The sequence below is a fragment of the Actinacidiphila oryziradicis genome (assembly GCF_005047355.1).
Classification (GTDB): domain Bacteria; phylum Actinomycetota; class Actinomycetes; order Streptomycetales; family Streptomycetaceae; genus Actinacidiphila; species Actinacidiphila oryziradicis.
On record NZ_SUMC01000062.1, the window covers coordinates 15,313 to 30,340 of the forward strand.

General features: G+C 70.5%; 9 protein-coding genes and 1 pseudogene. 3 read left to right on the forward strand and 7 right to left on the reverse strand.

Annotated features, from left to right (window positions below; genetic code table 11):
• Positions 1 to 137 precede the first annotated feature (137 nt).
• Positions 138 to 875, forward strand: coding sequence for a hypothetical protein (locus tag FCI23_RS63275; RefSeq protein ID WP_322973953.1), 738 nt, complete (start codon positions 138 to 140; stop codon positions 873 to 875).
• Here FCI23_RS63275 and FCI23_RS38465 read toward each other — a convergent pair.
• The 7 genes and pseudogenes from FCI23_RS38465 to FCI23_RS38495 all read right to left on the reverse strand — a co-directional run.
• Positions 807 to 1,124 (reverse strand): annotated as a pseudogene (locus tag FCI23_RS38465) (ice-binding family protein); the annotation flags it as partial. The gene FCI23_RS63275 and the pseudogene FCI23_RS38465 sit on opposite strands and share 69 nt — an antisense overlap.
• Positions 1,125 to 2,329: 1,205 nt before the next feature.
• Positions 2,330 to 3,430 (reverse strand): aldose epimerase family protein, encoded by a 1,101-nt coding sequence (locus FCI23_RS38470; protein WP_246144485.1) that lies wholly within the window; start codon positions 3,428 to 3,430, stop codon positions 2,330 to 2,332.
• Between the two features lie 51 nt (positions 3,431 to 3,481).
• The gene (locus FCI23_RS38475; protein ID WP_136728810.1) at positions 3,482 to 4,507 is read right to left on the reverse strand and encodes a LacI family DNA-binding transcriptional regulator; all 1,026 of its coding nucleotides are present in this window, start codon (positions 4,505 to 4,507) and stop codon (positions 3,482 to 3,484) included.
• 83 nt (positions 4,508 to 4,590) lie between these two features.
• The gene (locus FCI23_RS38480) at positions 4,591 to 5,586 is read right to left on the reverse strand and encodes an ABC transporter permease (protein WP_136728811.1); all 996 of its coding nucleotides are present in this window, start codon (positions 5,584 to 5,586) and stop codon (positions 4,591 to 4,593) included.
• Positions 5,583 to 6,548, reverse strand: coding sequence for an ABC transporter permease (locus FCI23_RS38485; protein WP_136728812.1), 966 nt, complete (start codon positions 6,546 to 6,548; stop codon positions 5,583 to 5,585). Before FCI23_RS38485 ends, FCI23_RS38480 begins: the two co-directional genes overlap by 4 nt.
• Entirely contained in the window at positions 6,545 to 8,278 is a 1,734-nt protein-coding gene (locus FCI23_RS38490) for an ATP-binding cassette domain-containing protein (RefSeq protein WP_136728813.1), read from the reverse strand. Before FCI23_RS38490 ends, FCI23_RS38485 begins: the two co-directional genes overlap by 4 nt.
• A gap of 114 nt (positions 8,279 to 8,392) precedes the next feature.
• Positions 8,393 to 9,508, reverse strand: a complete 1,116-nt coding sequence (locus tag FCI23_RS38495) for an ABC transporter substrate-binding protein (protein ID WP_136728814.1) — start codon at positions 9,506 to 9,508, stop codon at positions 8,393 to 8,395.
• Positions 9,509 to 10,096: 588 nt separating this feature from the next.
• Here FCI23_RS38495 and FCI23_RS38500 point away from each other — a divergent pair.
• Positions 10,097 to 12,370: a glutaminase family protein gene (locus tag FCI23_RS38500; RefSeq protein WP_136728815.1), complete on the forward strand. Its 2,274-nt coding sequence runs from the start codon at positions 10,097 to 10,099 to the stop codon at positions 12,368 to 12,370.
• 130 nt (positions 12,371 to 12,500) lie between these two features.
• The gene (locus tag FCI23_RS38505; protein WP_136728816.1) at positions 12,501 to 14,963 is read left to right on the forward strand and encodes a beta-L-arabinofuranosidase domain-containing protein; all 2,463 of its coding nucleotides are present in this window, start codon (positions 12,501 to 12,503) and stop codon (positions 14,961 to 14,963) included.
• The last annotated feature ends 65 nt before the right edge of the window (positions 14,964 to 15,028 follow it).

Genomic DNA, 15,028 nt, shown 5'->3' on the forward strand with positions numbered 1-15,028 from the left:
GCCGCTGCCGATCGTCGGCCTTCCCTCCAGGAGCATGTGCGATGAGTGAGTCCCGTACGCCCGCGCAGGTCCTGCGTGAGGCCCGCCAGAAGGACGCCCGCGACAAGCGCGCCCGGGTCCTGGCCGTGGTCGACCAGATGCTCTCGGAGAATGAGCCAGTCACCTTCACCGCGGTGGCCAAGGCCGAGAAGGTCTCGCGCTGGCTCGTCTACGCCAAAGGCGTGCGCGAGTACATCGAGCAGGCCCGCCTGCGCCAGGCCCGTCAGCCGCGCGAGGACGGTGCCCGGAAGGCTCCGGCCGACTGGAAGGCCGAACAGCAGATCACCCGGGAGGACAACCGACGGCTGCGCGAGGAAGTCGAACGTTTCAAGGCCGCCCTGCGCCGCTCCCTGGGCCAGCAGATCGACCAGGCCGGCGCCGCCGACCTCGGCGCCCTCGTCGACGAACTCACCGTCGCCAACCAGCGTCTCGAAGACGCCCTCGCTCAGGAGCGGTCGCAGCGAGGAACTGCAGGGCCGGCTGACCGAGACGGAGGACGATCTCGCCGCGACGCGGACCAGCCTGCGCCGCATGATCCGATCGGAGAACCAGCAACCCGCCTCGTGAGGCACGGCACCGGCCGCCGCTCACCGCGTGCGGCGGTCGGGCCGACCCGACGGGAACAGGCACGACCTGAGCAGGGTCCAGGTTGCGGGAGGTGGCTGCCGCGTCACTCGCGGCGTGTGGGTCCTTCACCAGGCGCGGGCGATTGTGTTGGTGGCCAAGGTGACGGAGCCGTCGCGGGCCAGGGTCTGGCCGTTGACGGTTACACCGGCGTTCACAGTGATCGAGATCGCGGCCAGGATTCTGCCTACGAAGGCGGTATCGGTGCCTAGGGTTGCCGGACTTCCGATCTGCCAGATGACATTGCGGGCCGTGGCACCGCCTGTGAGGAGCACGCGGCTTGCGGTTGCAGTCGTCAGGGTCGATCCGATTTGGAAGATCCATTCGGCGTTGCGGTTGCCCTGGGCATCCAGCGTGAGCGTGCCGGTGAGCCCGATGGATCGGCGACGTCCACAACGGACCCACTCGCAACACCCTAGTGTTTCGGCATTCCCACAGGCGAGAAGCCTGATGTGGAGCAAACATTCACCGCGGGACTATCACGTTTGGGTGCAGATCTTTTGAGGGTTTGGCCCACCTGCGATTTCGTACGGATTGAGTCCATTGTTGCCCCGCAGCCGTCGCGGCCGACCTGCGTGAACCCGCAGGTCACGCTCGTGCCAGACACCCTCAAAAGATCTGCACCCAAGCCCTTCTGCACACGGCTGCCAAGGATCGAGTTCAGCCTCTCCCGGGGCCGCATCCGCCGGATTTCGTCGGGCACTTCCAGCGGAAAGGGCCGCCCTGTGCCCCGGCTCGTGAAGTGCACCAGCTCGTCGCTCTGAGCCGGATCCACTGGGCCCAGCACCGGTATGTTCCCCACCCATCCCCACCCTGCCCGTCAGTAGCGGAAGCCGAACAGCCGGGTCTATCAGGAATTAGGCTCTGACAAGATTTTCGTAGCCGGTGATCGAATGCGTCGAGGTGCGTGGTTTTTCCCTGTTCCGGGTGCAGGATGGGACGTGTATGACGTCGAGTTGGAGATCCTGCTGCCGCAGCTGGCCGCAGTGCGGATCGAGGGAGTGCAGGTCGGCACTGTCTACGACGCCTTTGAGGACTCGCTGCGATGGTGAACCACTCCTCGGCTGACAGCGCCGGGTTCGTACCGCTGGCACCTCCGACAACCTGGCAAGGGTGGGATGCTTTCGTGCACCGGGCACCGGTGTCCGGTGCAAGACTCGGACGGCGTCACATGGTCACAGGCTGACCGCGAGGACCCACCGCGGTACATGACCCGTGGGCCAGCGGCCCCCGGTGCGCGCCTGCACCGAGCCACTACTGACTCGCGGCTGGTCCGCCCCCGTCGGGAACAAGGCCGTCGAACCACCGCAGCCCAGCCGGCCCGGCCGACCGCGGTGCGGTGGGTCGGCGGAATGACGCCGAGCGCGAGGAGGCCGACGAAGGCGGCCAGCGGCACGTTGACGCAGAAGACGGCGGCCCAGCCGAAGACCTGCGTAAAAACACCGCCGAGCAGCGAACCGAGCACCATGGCGCTGCTACCGGTGGCTCCTGGCCCAGGGCCCGGTTGCGTTCGCCCTCTGGCGAAGGTGATGGTGATAGGGAGAGAGTGGCCAGGGCGCGGCAGACACCGCCGAGGAACATCCGCGTCCGATCTTCCCTGGCGACCGTGCGGTGAACGTCGTGCGATGCCCGCACGACGTCGGAGGCAAGCGTGGGCAATTCCTCGTCAGGAATCCGCCAGGTGCGGGAAACGGAACTCGGTGCGCGTGCGGTACTCCTCGCCGGGCTGCAGGACGGTGCTCGGGTACTCCGGGCGGTTCGGCGAGTCGGGGAAGTGCTGGGTCTCCAGGCACACGGCGCCGTGGCGCTCGTAGGGCTTGGCGTCGGCCCGGGCCAGCGAGCCGTCCAGGGCGTTGCCGGTGTAGACCTGGATGCCGAGCTCGGTGGTCCACACCTCCATCCGCCGGCCGCTGTCGGGGTCGGCGAGGCGGGCCGCGCGGCGCAGCTCCCCTGTGGCGGCGGCCGGGGAGAGCACCCAGCAGTGGTCGTAGCCCCCGGCGTCGGTGAGCTGGCCGTCCTGATCGGCGATCCGGTCGCCGATCGGGTGGGCGTGGCGGAAGTCGAAGGCGGTGCCCTCAGTGGGTGCAGGCGGGCCCAGCGGGATCGCCTCGGCGGTCACGGGCAGGTACGCCTCGGAGTCCAGTGCCAGGGTGTGGCCGAGCACGTCGCCGCGGCCGGCTCCGGCGAGGTTGAAGTACGAGTGGTTGGTGAGGTTGACGACGGTGGGCCGGTCGGTGCGGGCCCGGTAGTCGACGGCGAGGGTGCCGCTGCGGTCGAGGCTGTAGGTGACCGCGACGTCCAGGGTGCCGGGGAATCCCATGTCACCGTGGGGGCTGCGCAGTTCGAGCCGCAGTGCGGCCAGGTCGCCGCCGTTGCCGGAGGCCGGGCGGCCGTCCCACAGCCGCCGGTGGAAGCCGTCGGGGCCGCCGTGCAGCGCGTGGCCGCGGTCGGCGGCGGGCACGTGGTGGGTCACTCCGTCGAGGGTGAAGCGACCGCCCGCGATGCGGTTGCCGTAACGGCCGACGAGCGCGCCGAGGTAGGGGTTGGGCGCGGTGTACTGCGCCATGCCGGGCAGGCCGAGCACGATGTCGTCGACGCGCCCGGACGGTCCCGGCACGCGCAGGCTGTGCACGATGCCGCCGTAGGTGAGCACGTCCGCACGGACCCCGCCGCCGGAGTCCAGCCGCCAGCGGTGCACGGGTCGGCCGTCGGGCGCGGTGCCGAACGGTGAGCCGGTCAGGGTGGGGCGGGACATCGACATCGTCATCCTCGGTCGTCCTCGGTGGGGAGGTGGTGGCGGCGCTGAGGTTGGTGCCGGTCAGGCTCTTCGGATCGCGGTGGACTCGCGCACGATCAGCCGGTAGCCGGGCAGGATCCGCTGGGGCGCCGGCGGCGTGTCCTCCCCCCGGGCGGCGATCCGCTCCACGAGGCAGTCCACGGCGAGGCGGGCGAGACCCGACTTGTCCGGGGCTACGGTGCTGAGGGAGACCGCTCCGTAGCGCCCCTCCTCGATGTCGTCGAAGCCGACCACGGCGATGTCCTCGGGCACGCGCAGGCCGCGTTCGACCAGGGTCCGCATGGCGCCGAGCGCGACCAGGTCGTTGTAGGCGAAGACGGCGTCGGGGCGCTTGTCCCGGTCGAGCAGGCAGGCCATAGCGGCGGCGCCGTCGGCCCGGTCGTAGCCCTCGGTGGCCACCACCATGGACTCGTCGGGGACCAGGCCGGCCGAGGTGATCGCCTCTCGCCAGCCGCGCAGCCGCAGATGGGCGGGCTGGCGGGCGCTCTCGCGGCGCGCGCCGAGGAAGGCCACCCGGCGCCGGCCGAGGTCGAGCAGGTGGCGCACCGCGATCCGGGCCGCGCCGACGTTGTCGATCATGATGTGGTCATAGGGGACGTCGTACTCGCGCTCGCCCAGCAGCACCATCGGCGGGTCCTCGGGCCGGGCCAGCAGGTCCTCGCGCTCCAGCCGGATCGGGCTGAGGATCAGACCGTCGATGACGTGCGAGCGGAAGCCCTGCGAGACCAGTATCTCCTTCTCGCGCAGGCCCGCGGTGTGGTCGAGCAGCACCGTCAGGTCGTGTCGGGCGGCCGCGTCGATCACAGCGCCGGCGACCTCCGCGAAGTAGGGGTTGCCCAGCTCGGGGATGGCCAGCGTGATAAGGCCGGTGCGGCCCTTGCGCAGGTGGCGGGCTGTCAGGTTGGGCCGGTAGCCCAGCTCGTCGATGGCCCGCTGGACCCGCTGGCGGGTGCGAGGGGTCACGTGCGGGTAGTCGTTGACGACGTTCGAGACGGTCTTCGCCGACACGCCGGCCCGCAGCGCGACATCCTTCAGGCTGACGCCCACGGCAATCCTTTCTCAGGGGGCCGGAGGGATGGTCCGGCTGTCTGCTGGGCGGCCGCGCGGGCGCCAGGTTCGGCAACGGGTGCTCATTCCAGCTGCTGGGTGCGGCTGAGCAGGGTCTGCATGAGGACTACCACAGCGAGGAAGGCGCCGTTCACGGTGTCGGTGAAGGCGGAGCCGTACTGCGAGAAGTAGTGGTCGATGAGGTTGTGGATGACCGCGAGCAGCAGAACGCCGCTGACGGTGCCGCTGACCGACCCGCTGCCTCCGGTGAGCAGGGTGCCGCCGATGACGACCGAGGCGATGGCGGTCAGTTCGTAGCCGACGCCGATGGTGGTCACGCCGGAGCCCAGGCGCGCGCCGCCGAGCGCTCCCGCGGCGGCGGCGAGCGTGCCCGACAACAGGTAGACCAGTACCTTGGCGCGGGCCACCGGCAGGCCGAGCAGCAGCGCCGCGTTCTCGTTGCCGCCCATCGCGGTGAGGGTGGCGCCGAAGCGGGTGCGGGTCAGCAGCAGGGCGCCCAGCGCGAAGAGCGCGGCCACGATCAGCACGGGCGTCCAGGTGCCGGCCCCGAGCGGGCGGAACGCGGAGTGCTGCGGCACGAGGTAGGTGGTCGCGCCCTCGTCGGTGATGGCCTGCAACAGCCCGCGCAGCCCGAGCAGTCCGACCAGGGTGACGATGAAGGGCGCCATGCGGGCCTTGGCGACGAGCAGTCCCTGCACGGTGCCCCAGGCGGCTCCGACGGCCGGCGGCAGCAGGATCGCCAGCCATGTGCCGTGGGTGGACCCGTAGGCGCCGAGCACTCCCCCGAGCGCGTACATCGAGCCGACCGACAGGTCGATGCCGCCCGTGATGATGACGAAGGTCATACCGAGCGCCAGCAGCCACACGAACGCGTTGTTACCGAGGATGCTGCTGATGTTGGACCAGGTCGGGAAGGTGGAGGAGGTCGCGGAGGCGATGGCGACGACCAGCACCAGCACGGCCAGCGCGCCGCGCCGCTGGATCTGTGAGGCGATCCGTTCGCCGAGGGTGGAGCGCGCTGTGCCCGCCCCCGCGGTCGTCAGGACGGTGGAGGTCATCGGGTACCACGCTCCTGGGAGGCGTACACGGCGAAGCAGATGATGGCCGCCTCGACGATCTGGGTGTACGAGGTGTGCACGTTGTGCTGGGTGAGCACCGCGGTGATCAGCTGCATGAACAGCGCTCCGGCGACGGTACCGAGCACCCGCACCCGGCCGCCCGACAGCGGGGTGCCGCCGACGACGACCGCGGTGATCGCGTCGAGCTCCATGTTCAGGCCCTGGTTGGCGGGGTCGGCCTCGGCGCCGTGGCCGACGATGAGCACGCCGGCCAGCGCGGCCAGCACCCCTGAGATCATGTAGACGGTGATCAGCACGCGCCGCACGGGCAGCCCGGACAGCCGGCTGGCCTGCCGGTTGTCGCCGACGGCCACCAGCTGCCTGCCGAAGGTCGTGCGGCGCACCAGCAGGCCGGTGAGCAGCGCGCACACCCCGGCGATCCACGCCATCTCGGGCAGCCCCGCGATGTTGCGCGAGCCGAGGTCGAGAATGCCGGACTGGGTGACGGGTTTGGCGGAGTTGCCGTTGATGATCTCGGCCAGGCCGCGTACACCGATCATCAGCGACAGGGTGGCGACGATGGGCTGGATGCGGGCGAAGGCGACCATCGCACCGCCGACCGCTCCTGACGCGGCGCCCAGCAGGAGGGCGGCGACCACGACTCCGCCAAGCCCGTACCCGGCGTAGAGCGGCACGACGGAGGCGGCCAGCGCGATGACGGCGCCGACCGACAGGTCAATGCCCTCGGTGCCGATGACCAGGGCCATGCCGAGCGCGACGAGCAGGGTAGGCGCCACCTGGAAGAGCTGGACGCGGATGTTGCTCATCTCGACGAACGACGTGTCAAGTCCTACGGCGACGAGGAACAGCGCGACCAGGGCGGCGTAGACGCCGAACTCCTGGAGCAGGCGCAGCAGGCGGGCCCGGTCGGCGACGGGGCCGGGCCAGGTGAGCGAGGTCATCGCTGGTTCTCCTTGACGGGTGCAGGCTCGGACGTCCCGCCCGGGTCCGTGGCGGCTTCCTCCGACGGGCCTTCGCCCTGCGGATCGTGCGCGGCGGGCTCAGCCGGCTCCTCGCCCTGCGCATCGTGCACGGCAGGCTCAGCAGGGGCCTCGCCCGTCGCATCGTGCGGGGCGGGCTCGCCGGCCGTCTCCTCGGGCGCGGTGGCGAGCGCGTCGAGCAGGCCCTCCTCGGTGACCTCCTCGTCGGCCAGGTGCCCGACGACGTGGCCGTCCTTGAGGATCACCACGCGGTCGGAGCCCTCGATCAGCTCCTCCAGGTCGGAGGAGATCAGCAGTACGCCGAGGCCGTCGCCGGCGAGTTCGTCGATCAGCCCCTGTACTTCGGCCTTCGCGCCGACGTCGATGCCGCGGGTCGGCTCGTCGAGCAGCAGCACCTTGGGGTTGAGGCACAGCCAGCGGGCGAGCAGCACCTTCTGCTGGTTGCCGCCCGACAGGTCGCTGACCTTCTGGTCGGGACCGGACGCCTTGATCCGCAGCCGCTCCATGAAGAACGTGACGATCTCGTCCTGCTTGGCCTGCGAGACCAAGCCGGCGCGCGAGAGCCGCGGCAGCGCGGCGAGCGAGATGTTCTCGCGCACCGACAGGTTGGGGATGATGCCCTCGGCCTTGCGGTCCTCGGGGAGCATCACGACCCCGGCCCGGATCGCGGCCGCGGGGCTGCGCCGGTGCATCGCGCGCCCTTCGACCTCGACGGTGCCGCTCTCGGTGGCGAGCGCGCCGACGATCGCCTTCGCGGTCTCGCTGCGGCCAGCGCCCAGCAGCCCGCCGAGGCCCACGACTTCGCCGGGGTGGACGTCGAGCGAGACGCCATGCAAGCGGTGACGGATCGACAGGCCGGTTGCCCTCAGGACGGGTTGGCCCTCCTGACGGTCGTGGCGGTCGGTGTCGAACGCGGTGGTGCCCTTGTCCCGTACGGCCGACATCTCCCGGCCGAGCATCAGTGAGACCAGCCGGAGCCGCTGGAGTTCGGCGATGGCCCCGGTGTGCACGACCGCGCCGTCGCGCATCACGGTGACCCGGTCGCAGATCGCGTACAGCTCGTCGAGCCGGTGGCTGACGTAGACCACCGCGATACCCTGCTCCTTCAGGTCGCGGATGACCGAGAAGAGGGTGTCGACCTCGCGCGGCTCCAGTGAGGAGGTGGGCTCATCCATGATGACCACGCGCGCGTCGACCTGCACCGCGCGGGCCAGCGCCACCATCTGCTGGGCGCCCAGGCCCAGGCTGCGCAGCGGCCGGGTGACGTCGACGTGCACGCCGTAGCGGTCGAGCACCTCGGTGGCCTCGCGGTTCATCCGGGCGACGTCGACCAGCCCGAAGCGGCGCGGTTCACGGCCGAGGTGGAGGTTGCGCGCGACCGACATCAGGGGGACGAGGTTGACCTCCTGGTAGATGGTGGAGATCCCGGCGGCCTGTGCCTCCAGCGGGTTCCTGAAGTCGAGTGCGCGGCCGGCCAGCCGCACCGTCCCTGAGTCCGGACGGTAGACCCCGGTCATCACCTTGATCAGGGTGGACTTGCCCGCGCCGTTCTCGCCGATCAGCGCGTGCACCTCGGCGGGGCGCAGGGCGAAGTCCACGTCGCGCAGCGCGTGCACGCCGGCGAAGCTCTTGTTCACCCCGGCGACCTCCAGGACGGAGTCGCCGCGGGGCTCGGGGTCCTTGTGGACCACGTCTGCCTCCTCGTACGGGACTGCCGGGCGCGGTGGTACGGCGCGGCAGCCGGTGCGGCGGGTCCGGTGGCCGCGGGAGGAGGACCTCCGCGGCCACCGGACCCGGCGGCTCGGTCAGTACACCAGGCCCTGGGAGAGCGCCTGCTTGGCGTTGCTCGCGGTGAAGTGGCCGTCCTTGATGATCACCTTGGGCTGCACGCCTGTGGTGCCGTAGAAGTCCTGCAGCGACTGGAAGGCGAGCGGACCGAACCGCGGGTTGGTCTCGATGTCGGCGACGGCCTGGCCGCCGGCGACGTTCTGGACCATCTGCGAGATGCCGTCGATGGTGACGATCTTGACGTCCTTGCCGGGGGTCTTGCCGGCGGACTTGATCGCCTGGATGGCGCCGAGTGCCATCTCGTCGTTCTCGGCGTAGACCGCGTTGATGTCGGAGTGCGCCTGGAGCAGCTGCTCCATCACCTTCTGGCCGTCGGTCTGGGCGAAGTTGCCGGTCTGCGAGGCCACGACCTTCACGTTCGGGTATTTGGCCTTGACCCGGTCCTCGAAGCCCTTGGTCCGGTCGGTGGTGACGTTGTTGCCGGGGGTGCCGGTCAGGATCGCCACGTGCGCGTTGCCGCCGGTGGCGCCCACGAGGTCGTCGGCGGCTATCTGCGCCTGGCCGTAGAAGTCCGAGCCGATGAAGGCGATGAAGTCGCCGCACGCGGTGCCGGTCACGGTGCGGTCGATGGTGAGCACCGGGATCTTCTTCGCCTTGGCCTGCGCCAGCGCGGGGCCGAGGCCGTCGGAGTTCTCCGGGGCCACGATCAGGGCCTTGGCGCCCTGGGCGATCATGTCCTCGATCTGCGAGTTCTGCGCGTTGACGTCGGCGTTGGCGTTGCGCTCGATGAGCTTGACGCCCAGTTGCTTGGCCTGCGCCTCGATGCTCTTGGTCTCGGTGGCCCTGAAGGGGTTGCTGGTCGACTCGGACTGCGAGAAGCCGACCACCGTCTTACCGTCGGTGATGTCGAGCTTGGGCACTCCGCCGCCGTACGTCTGGTACGTGCAGCCCTTGCCGGTGGCGGAGTCGGTGGGTGTGGCGAGCTGCTGGGCGGCCGCGGTGTTGTTGGCACTCGCGCCGGCGTCGGACTTGGGCGAGTCGTTGCCGGAGTTGGTGCAGGCGGTCGCGGTCAGGCACAGGCCGGCGGTCAGTACCGCGGCGGAGACGGCCTTGGCCCGGAGGGAGGCGTACATGCGCCGATCACATCCTCGTCGAAACGGTCGGGGCGTGCGGGGTTCTGGTGGAAGAGCGAAGAGGAAACCAGCCGGGCGGGCTTGGGGAGCGACCTGGCCTGACAGGTTGTTACAACGATGTAGAAGGACCTTGGGGTACGGCCCCGAACGCTGTCAAGACATCGGTCCGTCTTCGTCGCAATCGGCTTCGGCGGCGGGCCCGCAGGACGGCCCTGGAGGGCACTGATTTGCGTCTCCTGGCCCCCCCCAGCTCTCCGCGAGACACTTCGGGCAACGCTGACTGACCATCAAACCGGCAGGTGAGGTGGGGTGTTCGGGGTCCTCCGGCAGGCCCCGGAGGGCACGGAAACACCTCCGAAATATGTTGGACCCGAAGGGTGGACATGACATCCGGGCTGTGCTGTCATCGTCCTGCTCCGCTTTTACATCGTTGTAGGAACTACCTCCGACGCCTGCCGTGCGGTCGCTGCCGGGCCCTCCGCGCGATCCCTCCACGGTTCCTTCCGGCGGCTCGACGCGCCTGCCCGCCCTCGCGCGCACTTCCCTGCCCTTCACCGCTGTCCCCGAGCGGCTCCTCCAGGAGAACCGATGACCCCAAGGAACGACGACGCCGACCTGCCCACGGGCGGATCGAACGACCCCGACTCCCCGGCCGGCTCCGGCGCCCCCGCCGAACGCCTGAGCCGCCGCGGCCTGATCCGGTGGACCGGCGCAGCCGGCCTCGGCGCGGCCGGCGCGGGCCTGCTGCCGGGCCTCACCCAGAGCGCGCAGGCCGCGCCCCTGCCCGCGCAGGACGCGTCCGCGACCGGCAACGCCGCCCCGGCCACCTCGGGCGGCCGCTTCCCCACCCCGGCTGCTCCGTCCTTCGACCCGATCCGGCCGCCCGCCATCCCGCTGGCCGTGCGCTCGCCCTACCTGAGCACGTGGCTGAACGCCGACCTGCCGACCGGTCACTGGTCCAACTTCTGGACCGGCCGCACCACCGCCATGACCGGCATCATCCAGGTCGACGGCACCAGCTACCTGTTCCTGGGTGCGCCGAACGTCCCGAACCACCCGCTCTCCCGCGGCGCGGTGCAGCGCTCCCTGACGCTCACCGCGACCCGCTCGCAGTTCGTCTTCGAGGCCGGGGGGGCACAGCTGACGCTGACCTTCCTGTCCCCCGTCGAGCCTGGCGACCTGCGCCGCCAGTCGATGCCGCTGTCGTACGTCGTCGCGGACGTGCGCAGCGTCGACGGGAAGGCGCACGACGTCGCGCTGTACTTCGACATCTCCGGCGAGTGGGCCTCGGGCGACTCGGGGACAAAGATCCGCTGGTCCCAGGACCAGTTGTCCGGCTCCGGCGGCACCTCGGCGACCTCGCTGTCCTTCACCCCCGACAGCCCCGGGGTACTCAAGGAGAACGGCGACATGGCCGCCTGGGGCACCGTCGTGTGGAGCGCCACCAACCGCCCGGGCCTGACCTGGCAGATCGGCGCGGACACCGCCGTGCGCGGCACCGCCCTGGCCGGTGACGCGCTGGCCAACACCGCGGACACCCGCCAGCCGCGCGCCATCAACGACAGCTGGCCGGTCTTCGCCTTCCGCTTCGACCTCGGCAGCGTCCATGGCCCGACCCGCGCGCTGCTGTCCGTCGGCCACGTCCGCGAGCCCGCTGTGAGCTACCTCGGCGCGCAGCTGCCGCCGCTGTGGAAGTCGTACTGGTCGAACTGGCAGGACATGGCCGCCTTCTTCCACTCCGACGCGGCCGCCGCGCAGAACCGCACCGCGGCCCTGGACCGCAAGGTGCGGCAGGAGGCGACGGCCGCGGGCGGCGCCAAGTACGCGGCGCTGTGCGCCCTCTCGCTGCGGCAGGCGTACGCGGGCACCGAGCTGGTCAGCCGCAACGGCAAGCCGTGGGCGTTCTTGAAGGAGATCTCCTCCGACGGCAACGTCTCGACCATCGACGTGACCTACCCGGCGATGCCGGTCTTCCTCTACCTGGACCCGCAGTACCTCGCACTGATCCTCGAACCGCTTTTGGACTACCCGGAGAACGGCGGCTGGCCCAAGGAGTTCGCCGAGCACGACCTCGGTTCCAGCTATCCCAACGCGACCGGGCACAATGACGGCAACGAGGAGGACATGCCGGTCGAGGAGTCCGCCAACATGCTGCTGATGACCGCCGCCTACCTGGCGCGCAGCAACTCCGCCACGGCCCGCGCGTTCGCCTCGGCGCACTACCCGATCCTCAAGCAGTGGGCCGACTACCTGGTGGCCAACGCCCTCGACCCGGGCTACCAGAACCAGACCGACGACTTCACCGGCTTCATCGCGCACAGCGCGAACCTCGCCCTGAAGGGCATCCTCGCCATCGGGGCCATGGGGCAGATCGCCACCGCGGCGGGCAACTCCTCCGACGCCGCCCGCTACGCCGGCACCGCCAAGGACTACATCACCCAATGGGTGGACAAGGCCCAGGACACCACCAAGGACCACCTCAAGCTCGCCTACGACCAGCCCGGCACCTGGAGCCTGAAGTACAACGGCTACCCCGACTCGCTGCTCGGGCTGAATCTGGTGCCGCGCGCGGTCGCCCAGGCGGAGGCGGACTGGTACCTGTCGCAGGCCAACCAGTTCGGCGTTCCGCTGGACCTGCGGCACAGCTACACCAAGGGCGACTGGGAGATGTGGACCGCCGCATGGCTGCGCGGCCACCCGGTCAGCGACCTGCTGGTCTCCGCGCTCTACGAGTTCGCGCACACCTCCCCCTCGCGTGCGCCGTTCACCGACTGGTACGACACCGCCTCGGACAGCCAGAACGGCTTCCAGGCCCGCCCGGTCGTCGGCGGCATCTTCGCGCTGCTCAGCCTGCGCGGATAGCGGGCGCACCCCCGACTGGTGCCGGCGGTGGTGCCTCCACCGCCGGCACCCGCCCCACCTCACCCTCCCCCCGCGAAGTCCAGAACAACGGGACGTCCAGAACAACGGGACGTCCAGAAAGGACCTCCGCATGGAACGACGTGCGTTCCTCACCGGCTCGCTTGCCGTCACCGGCGGCGTCGCGCTTACGGGCACGACCGCGCTGCCTGCTTCGGCCACCGAGTCCGGGGGGCCGATCCGGCTCGTGGGCGGCGCCCGGGCCACCGGCCACTACACCGCCAACCGTGCCCCGCTGCAAAAGGAGGCGTTCCTGCGGCTGCCGCCCGGCAGCATCATCCCCAAGGGCTGGCTGCGCACCCAGCTCGACCTGCAGCTCAACGGCCTCAACGGGCGCATGCCCGAGGTCTCCGACTACCTGACCGCCGACAGCGGCTGGGCGGTGCCCTCGGGCGTCGGCTGGGAGGAACTGCCCTACTGGCTACGCGGATTCGGCGACCTGGGCTATGTCACCGGCGACGCGGCCACGCTGGAGCTGACGAAGACCTGGATGGACCGCATCCTGGCCACCCGGCAGTCCGACGGCTTCTTCGGCCCGACGTCCCTGCGCACATCGCTGAACGGACTGCCCGACTTCTGGCCGTACATGCCGGTGCTCGACGCGATGCGCACCTGGTACGAGTACAGCGCCGACGACCGGATCATCGACACCCTCACCGGCTGGCTGAAGTTCCTCGACGGGCTGCCGGGCACACAGTTCGGGCAGGGCTGGGGCTCCGCCCGGGTCGGCGACACCATCGACACCGCGTACTGGCTCTACAACCGCACCGGCGACGCCTTCCTGCTCGACCTGGTGCGCACCGTGCACGCCAACAGCGCCGACTACACCCACACCATCCCGACCTGGCACAACGTCAACCTCGCCCAAGGATTCCGTGAACCGGCACAGTACGGCGTGCTGGCCGGCGACCCGTCCTTCCTGGCCGCCACCCACCGGGTCTACGACACGGTCATGGGCACCTACGGGCAGTTCCCCGGCGGCGGCTTCGCCGGCGACGAGAACGTGCGCTTCGGATTCCACGACCCACGGCAGGGCTTCGAGACCTGCGGCGTTGTCGAGTTCATGCACAGCCACGAACTGCTCACCCGGATCACCGGCGACTCCTTGTGGACCGACCGCTGCGAGGAACTGGCCCTCAACACGCTGCCCGCCGCGCTCGACCCGCAGCACAAGGGCACCCACTACGTCACAGGCGCCAACACCGTGCAGCTCGACAACGTGCCCAAATCCCACGGCCAGTTCAACAACTCCTTCGCGATGCAGGCGTACATGCCCGGCATCCACCAGTACCGCTGCTGCCCGCACAACTACGGCATGGGCTGGCCGTACTACGCGGAGGAGATGTGGCTGGCCAGCACCGACGGCGGGCTGTGCGCGTCGCTGTACGCGGAGTCCTCGGTGCGGGCGAAGGTCGGCCCGGCCGGCGGCACCGAGGTCACCGTCACCGAGCAGACCGCCTATCCCTTCGACGACACCGTGACGCTGACGCTGTCCACGCCCCGCCCGGTCCGCTTCCCGCTCTACCTGCGGGTGCCCGGGTGGTGCCAGGACCCGTCGGTACGGATCGGCGGCCGCCCGGTGAAGGCGGCAACCAGCGGCGGCTACCTCGTGCTCGACCGCACCTGGCAGCACCGCGACACCGTGCAGTTGCGCCTGCCGATGCGCACCACCGTCCGCACCTGGGGCGTCAACGACGACGGGGTCTCCGTCGCCCACGGCCCGCTGACGTACTCCCTGCAGATCGAGGAGGACTGGCAGCAGTTCGCCGGCACCGCCGACTGGCCCGAGTACGAAGTCAGGCCCGCCTCGCCGTGGAACTACGCCCTGGAGGTCGACGCGCGCGACCCGGCCCGCTCGTTCACGTTCGAGCACACCCGGGCCGCCGCGGCCGACCCCTTCACCCAGACCGGCACGCCGGTGCGGATGCGGGCGAAGGGCCGCCGGCTGATCGCCTGGCAGGTCGACGACCAGAACGTGACGGCGCCGCTTCAGCCGGGCCCGGCGCGCACCGGCGAGACCGTCGAGCAGCTCACCCTGATCCCGGCCGCCGCGGCCCGCCTGCGGGTCACCGCCTTCCCCACGGTGGGCTCCGGCTCTCGCGCCACCGATTGGGCGGCGGTCAGCGCGTCCTTCAGCGGCGTGGACAGCCCGCAGGCGCTGCTGATGAACGCGACCGCGCAGCCGACCGACTCCTACGACCAGTCCCTGCCGCGCTTCACCTGGTGGGACCACACCGGAACCGCTGAGTGGGTGGCCTACACCTTCGCCGAGCCGGTGCGGGTCAGTGCCGTGTCGGTGTACTGGTACGACGACACCGGCCACGGCGCCTGCCGGGTCCCGCAGTCCTGGGTGCTGGAATACCTTGCGCCGGACGGGAGTTGGCAGCCCTCCGGCGGCGACCCCGGGTACGGCACGGCCAAGGGCGCCTTCGTCCGGGTGGCCGTCACCCCGGTCACGACCACCGCGCTGCGCGTACGCGTCCAGCTCCAGCCCGGGGTCTCCGGCGGCCTGCTGACCTGGCGGGTCGAACACTAGACGCACCAGCGGAAGCAGGGCGCGACGCAACAACGCAACAACGGAACAGGGCACAACGCACCAAC

What these genes read in the sequence shown, in the direction of transcription:
- FCI23_RS63275 (WP_322973953.1), top strand. Translation starts at nt 138, where the DNA reads ATGCTCTCGGAGAATGAGCCAGTCACCTTCACCGCGGTGGCCAAGGCC.
- FCI23_RS38470 (WP_246144485.1), bottom strand. Translation starts at nt 3,430, where the DNA reads ATGACGATGTCGATGTCCCGCCCCACCCTGACCGGCTCACCGTTCGGC.
- FCI23_RS38480 (WP_136728811.1), bottom strand. Translation starts at nt 5,586, where the DNA reads ATGACCTCCACCGTCCTGACGACCGCGGGGGCGGGCACAGCGCGCTCC.
- FCI23_RS38485 (WP_136728812.1), bottom strand. Translation starts at nt 6,548, where the DNA reads ATGACCTCGCTCACCTGGCCCGGCCCCGTCGCCGACCGGGCCCGCCTG.
- FCI23_RS38495 (WP_136728814.1), bottom strand. Translation starts at nt 9,508, where the DNA reads ATGTACGCCTCCCTCCGGGCCAAGGCCGTCTCCGCCGCGGTACTGACC.
- FCI23_RS38500 (WP_136728815.1), top strand. Translation starts at nt 10,097, where the DNA reads ATGACCCCAAGGAACGACGACGCCGACCTGCCCACGGGCGGATCGAAC.
- FCI23_RS38505 (WP_136728816.1), top strand. Translation starts at nt 12,501, where the DNA reads ATGGAACGACGTGCGTTCCTCACCGGCTCGCTTGCCGTCACCGGCGGC.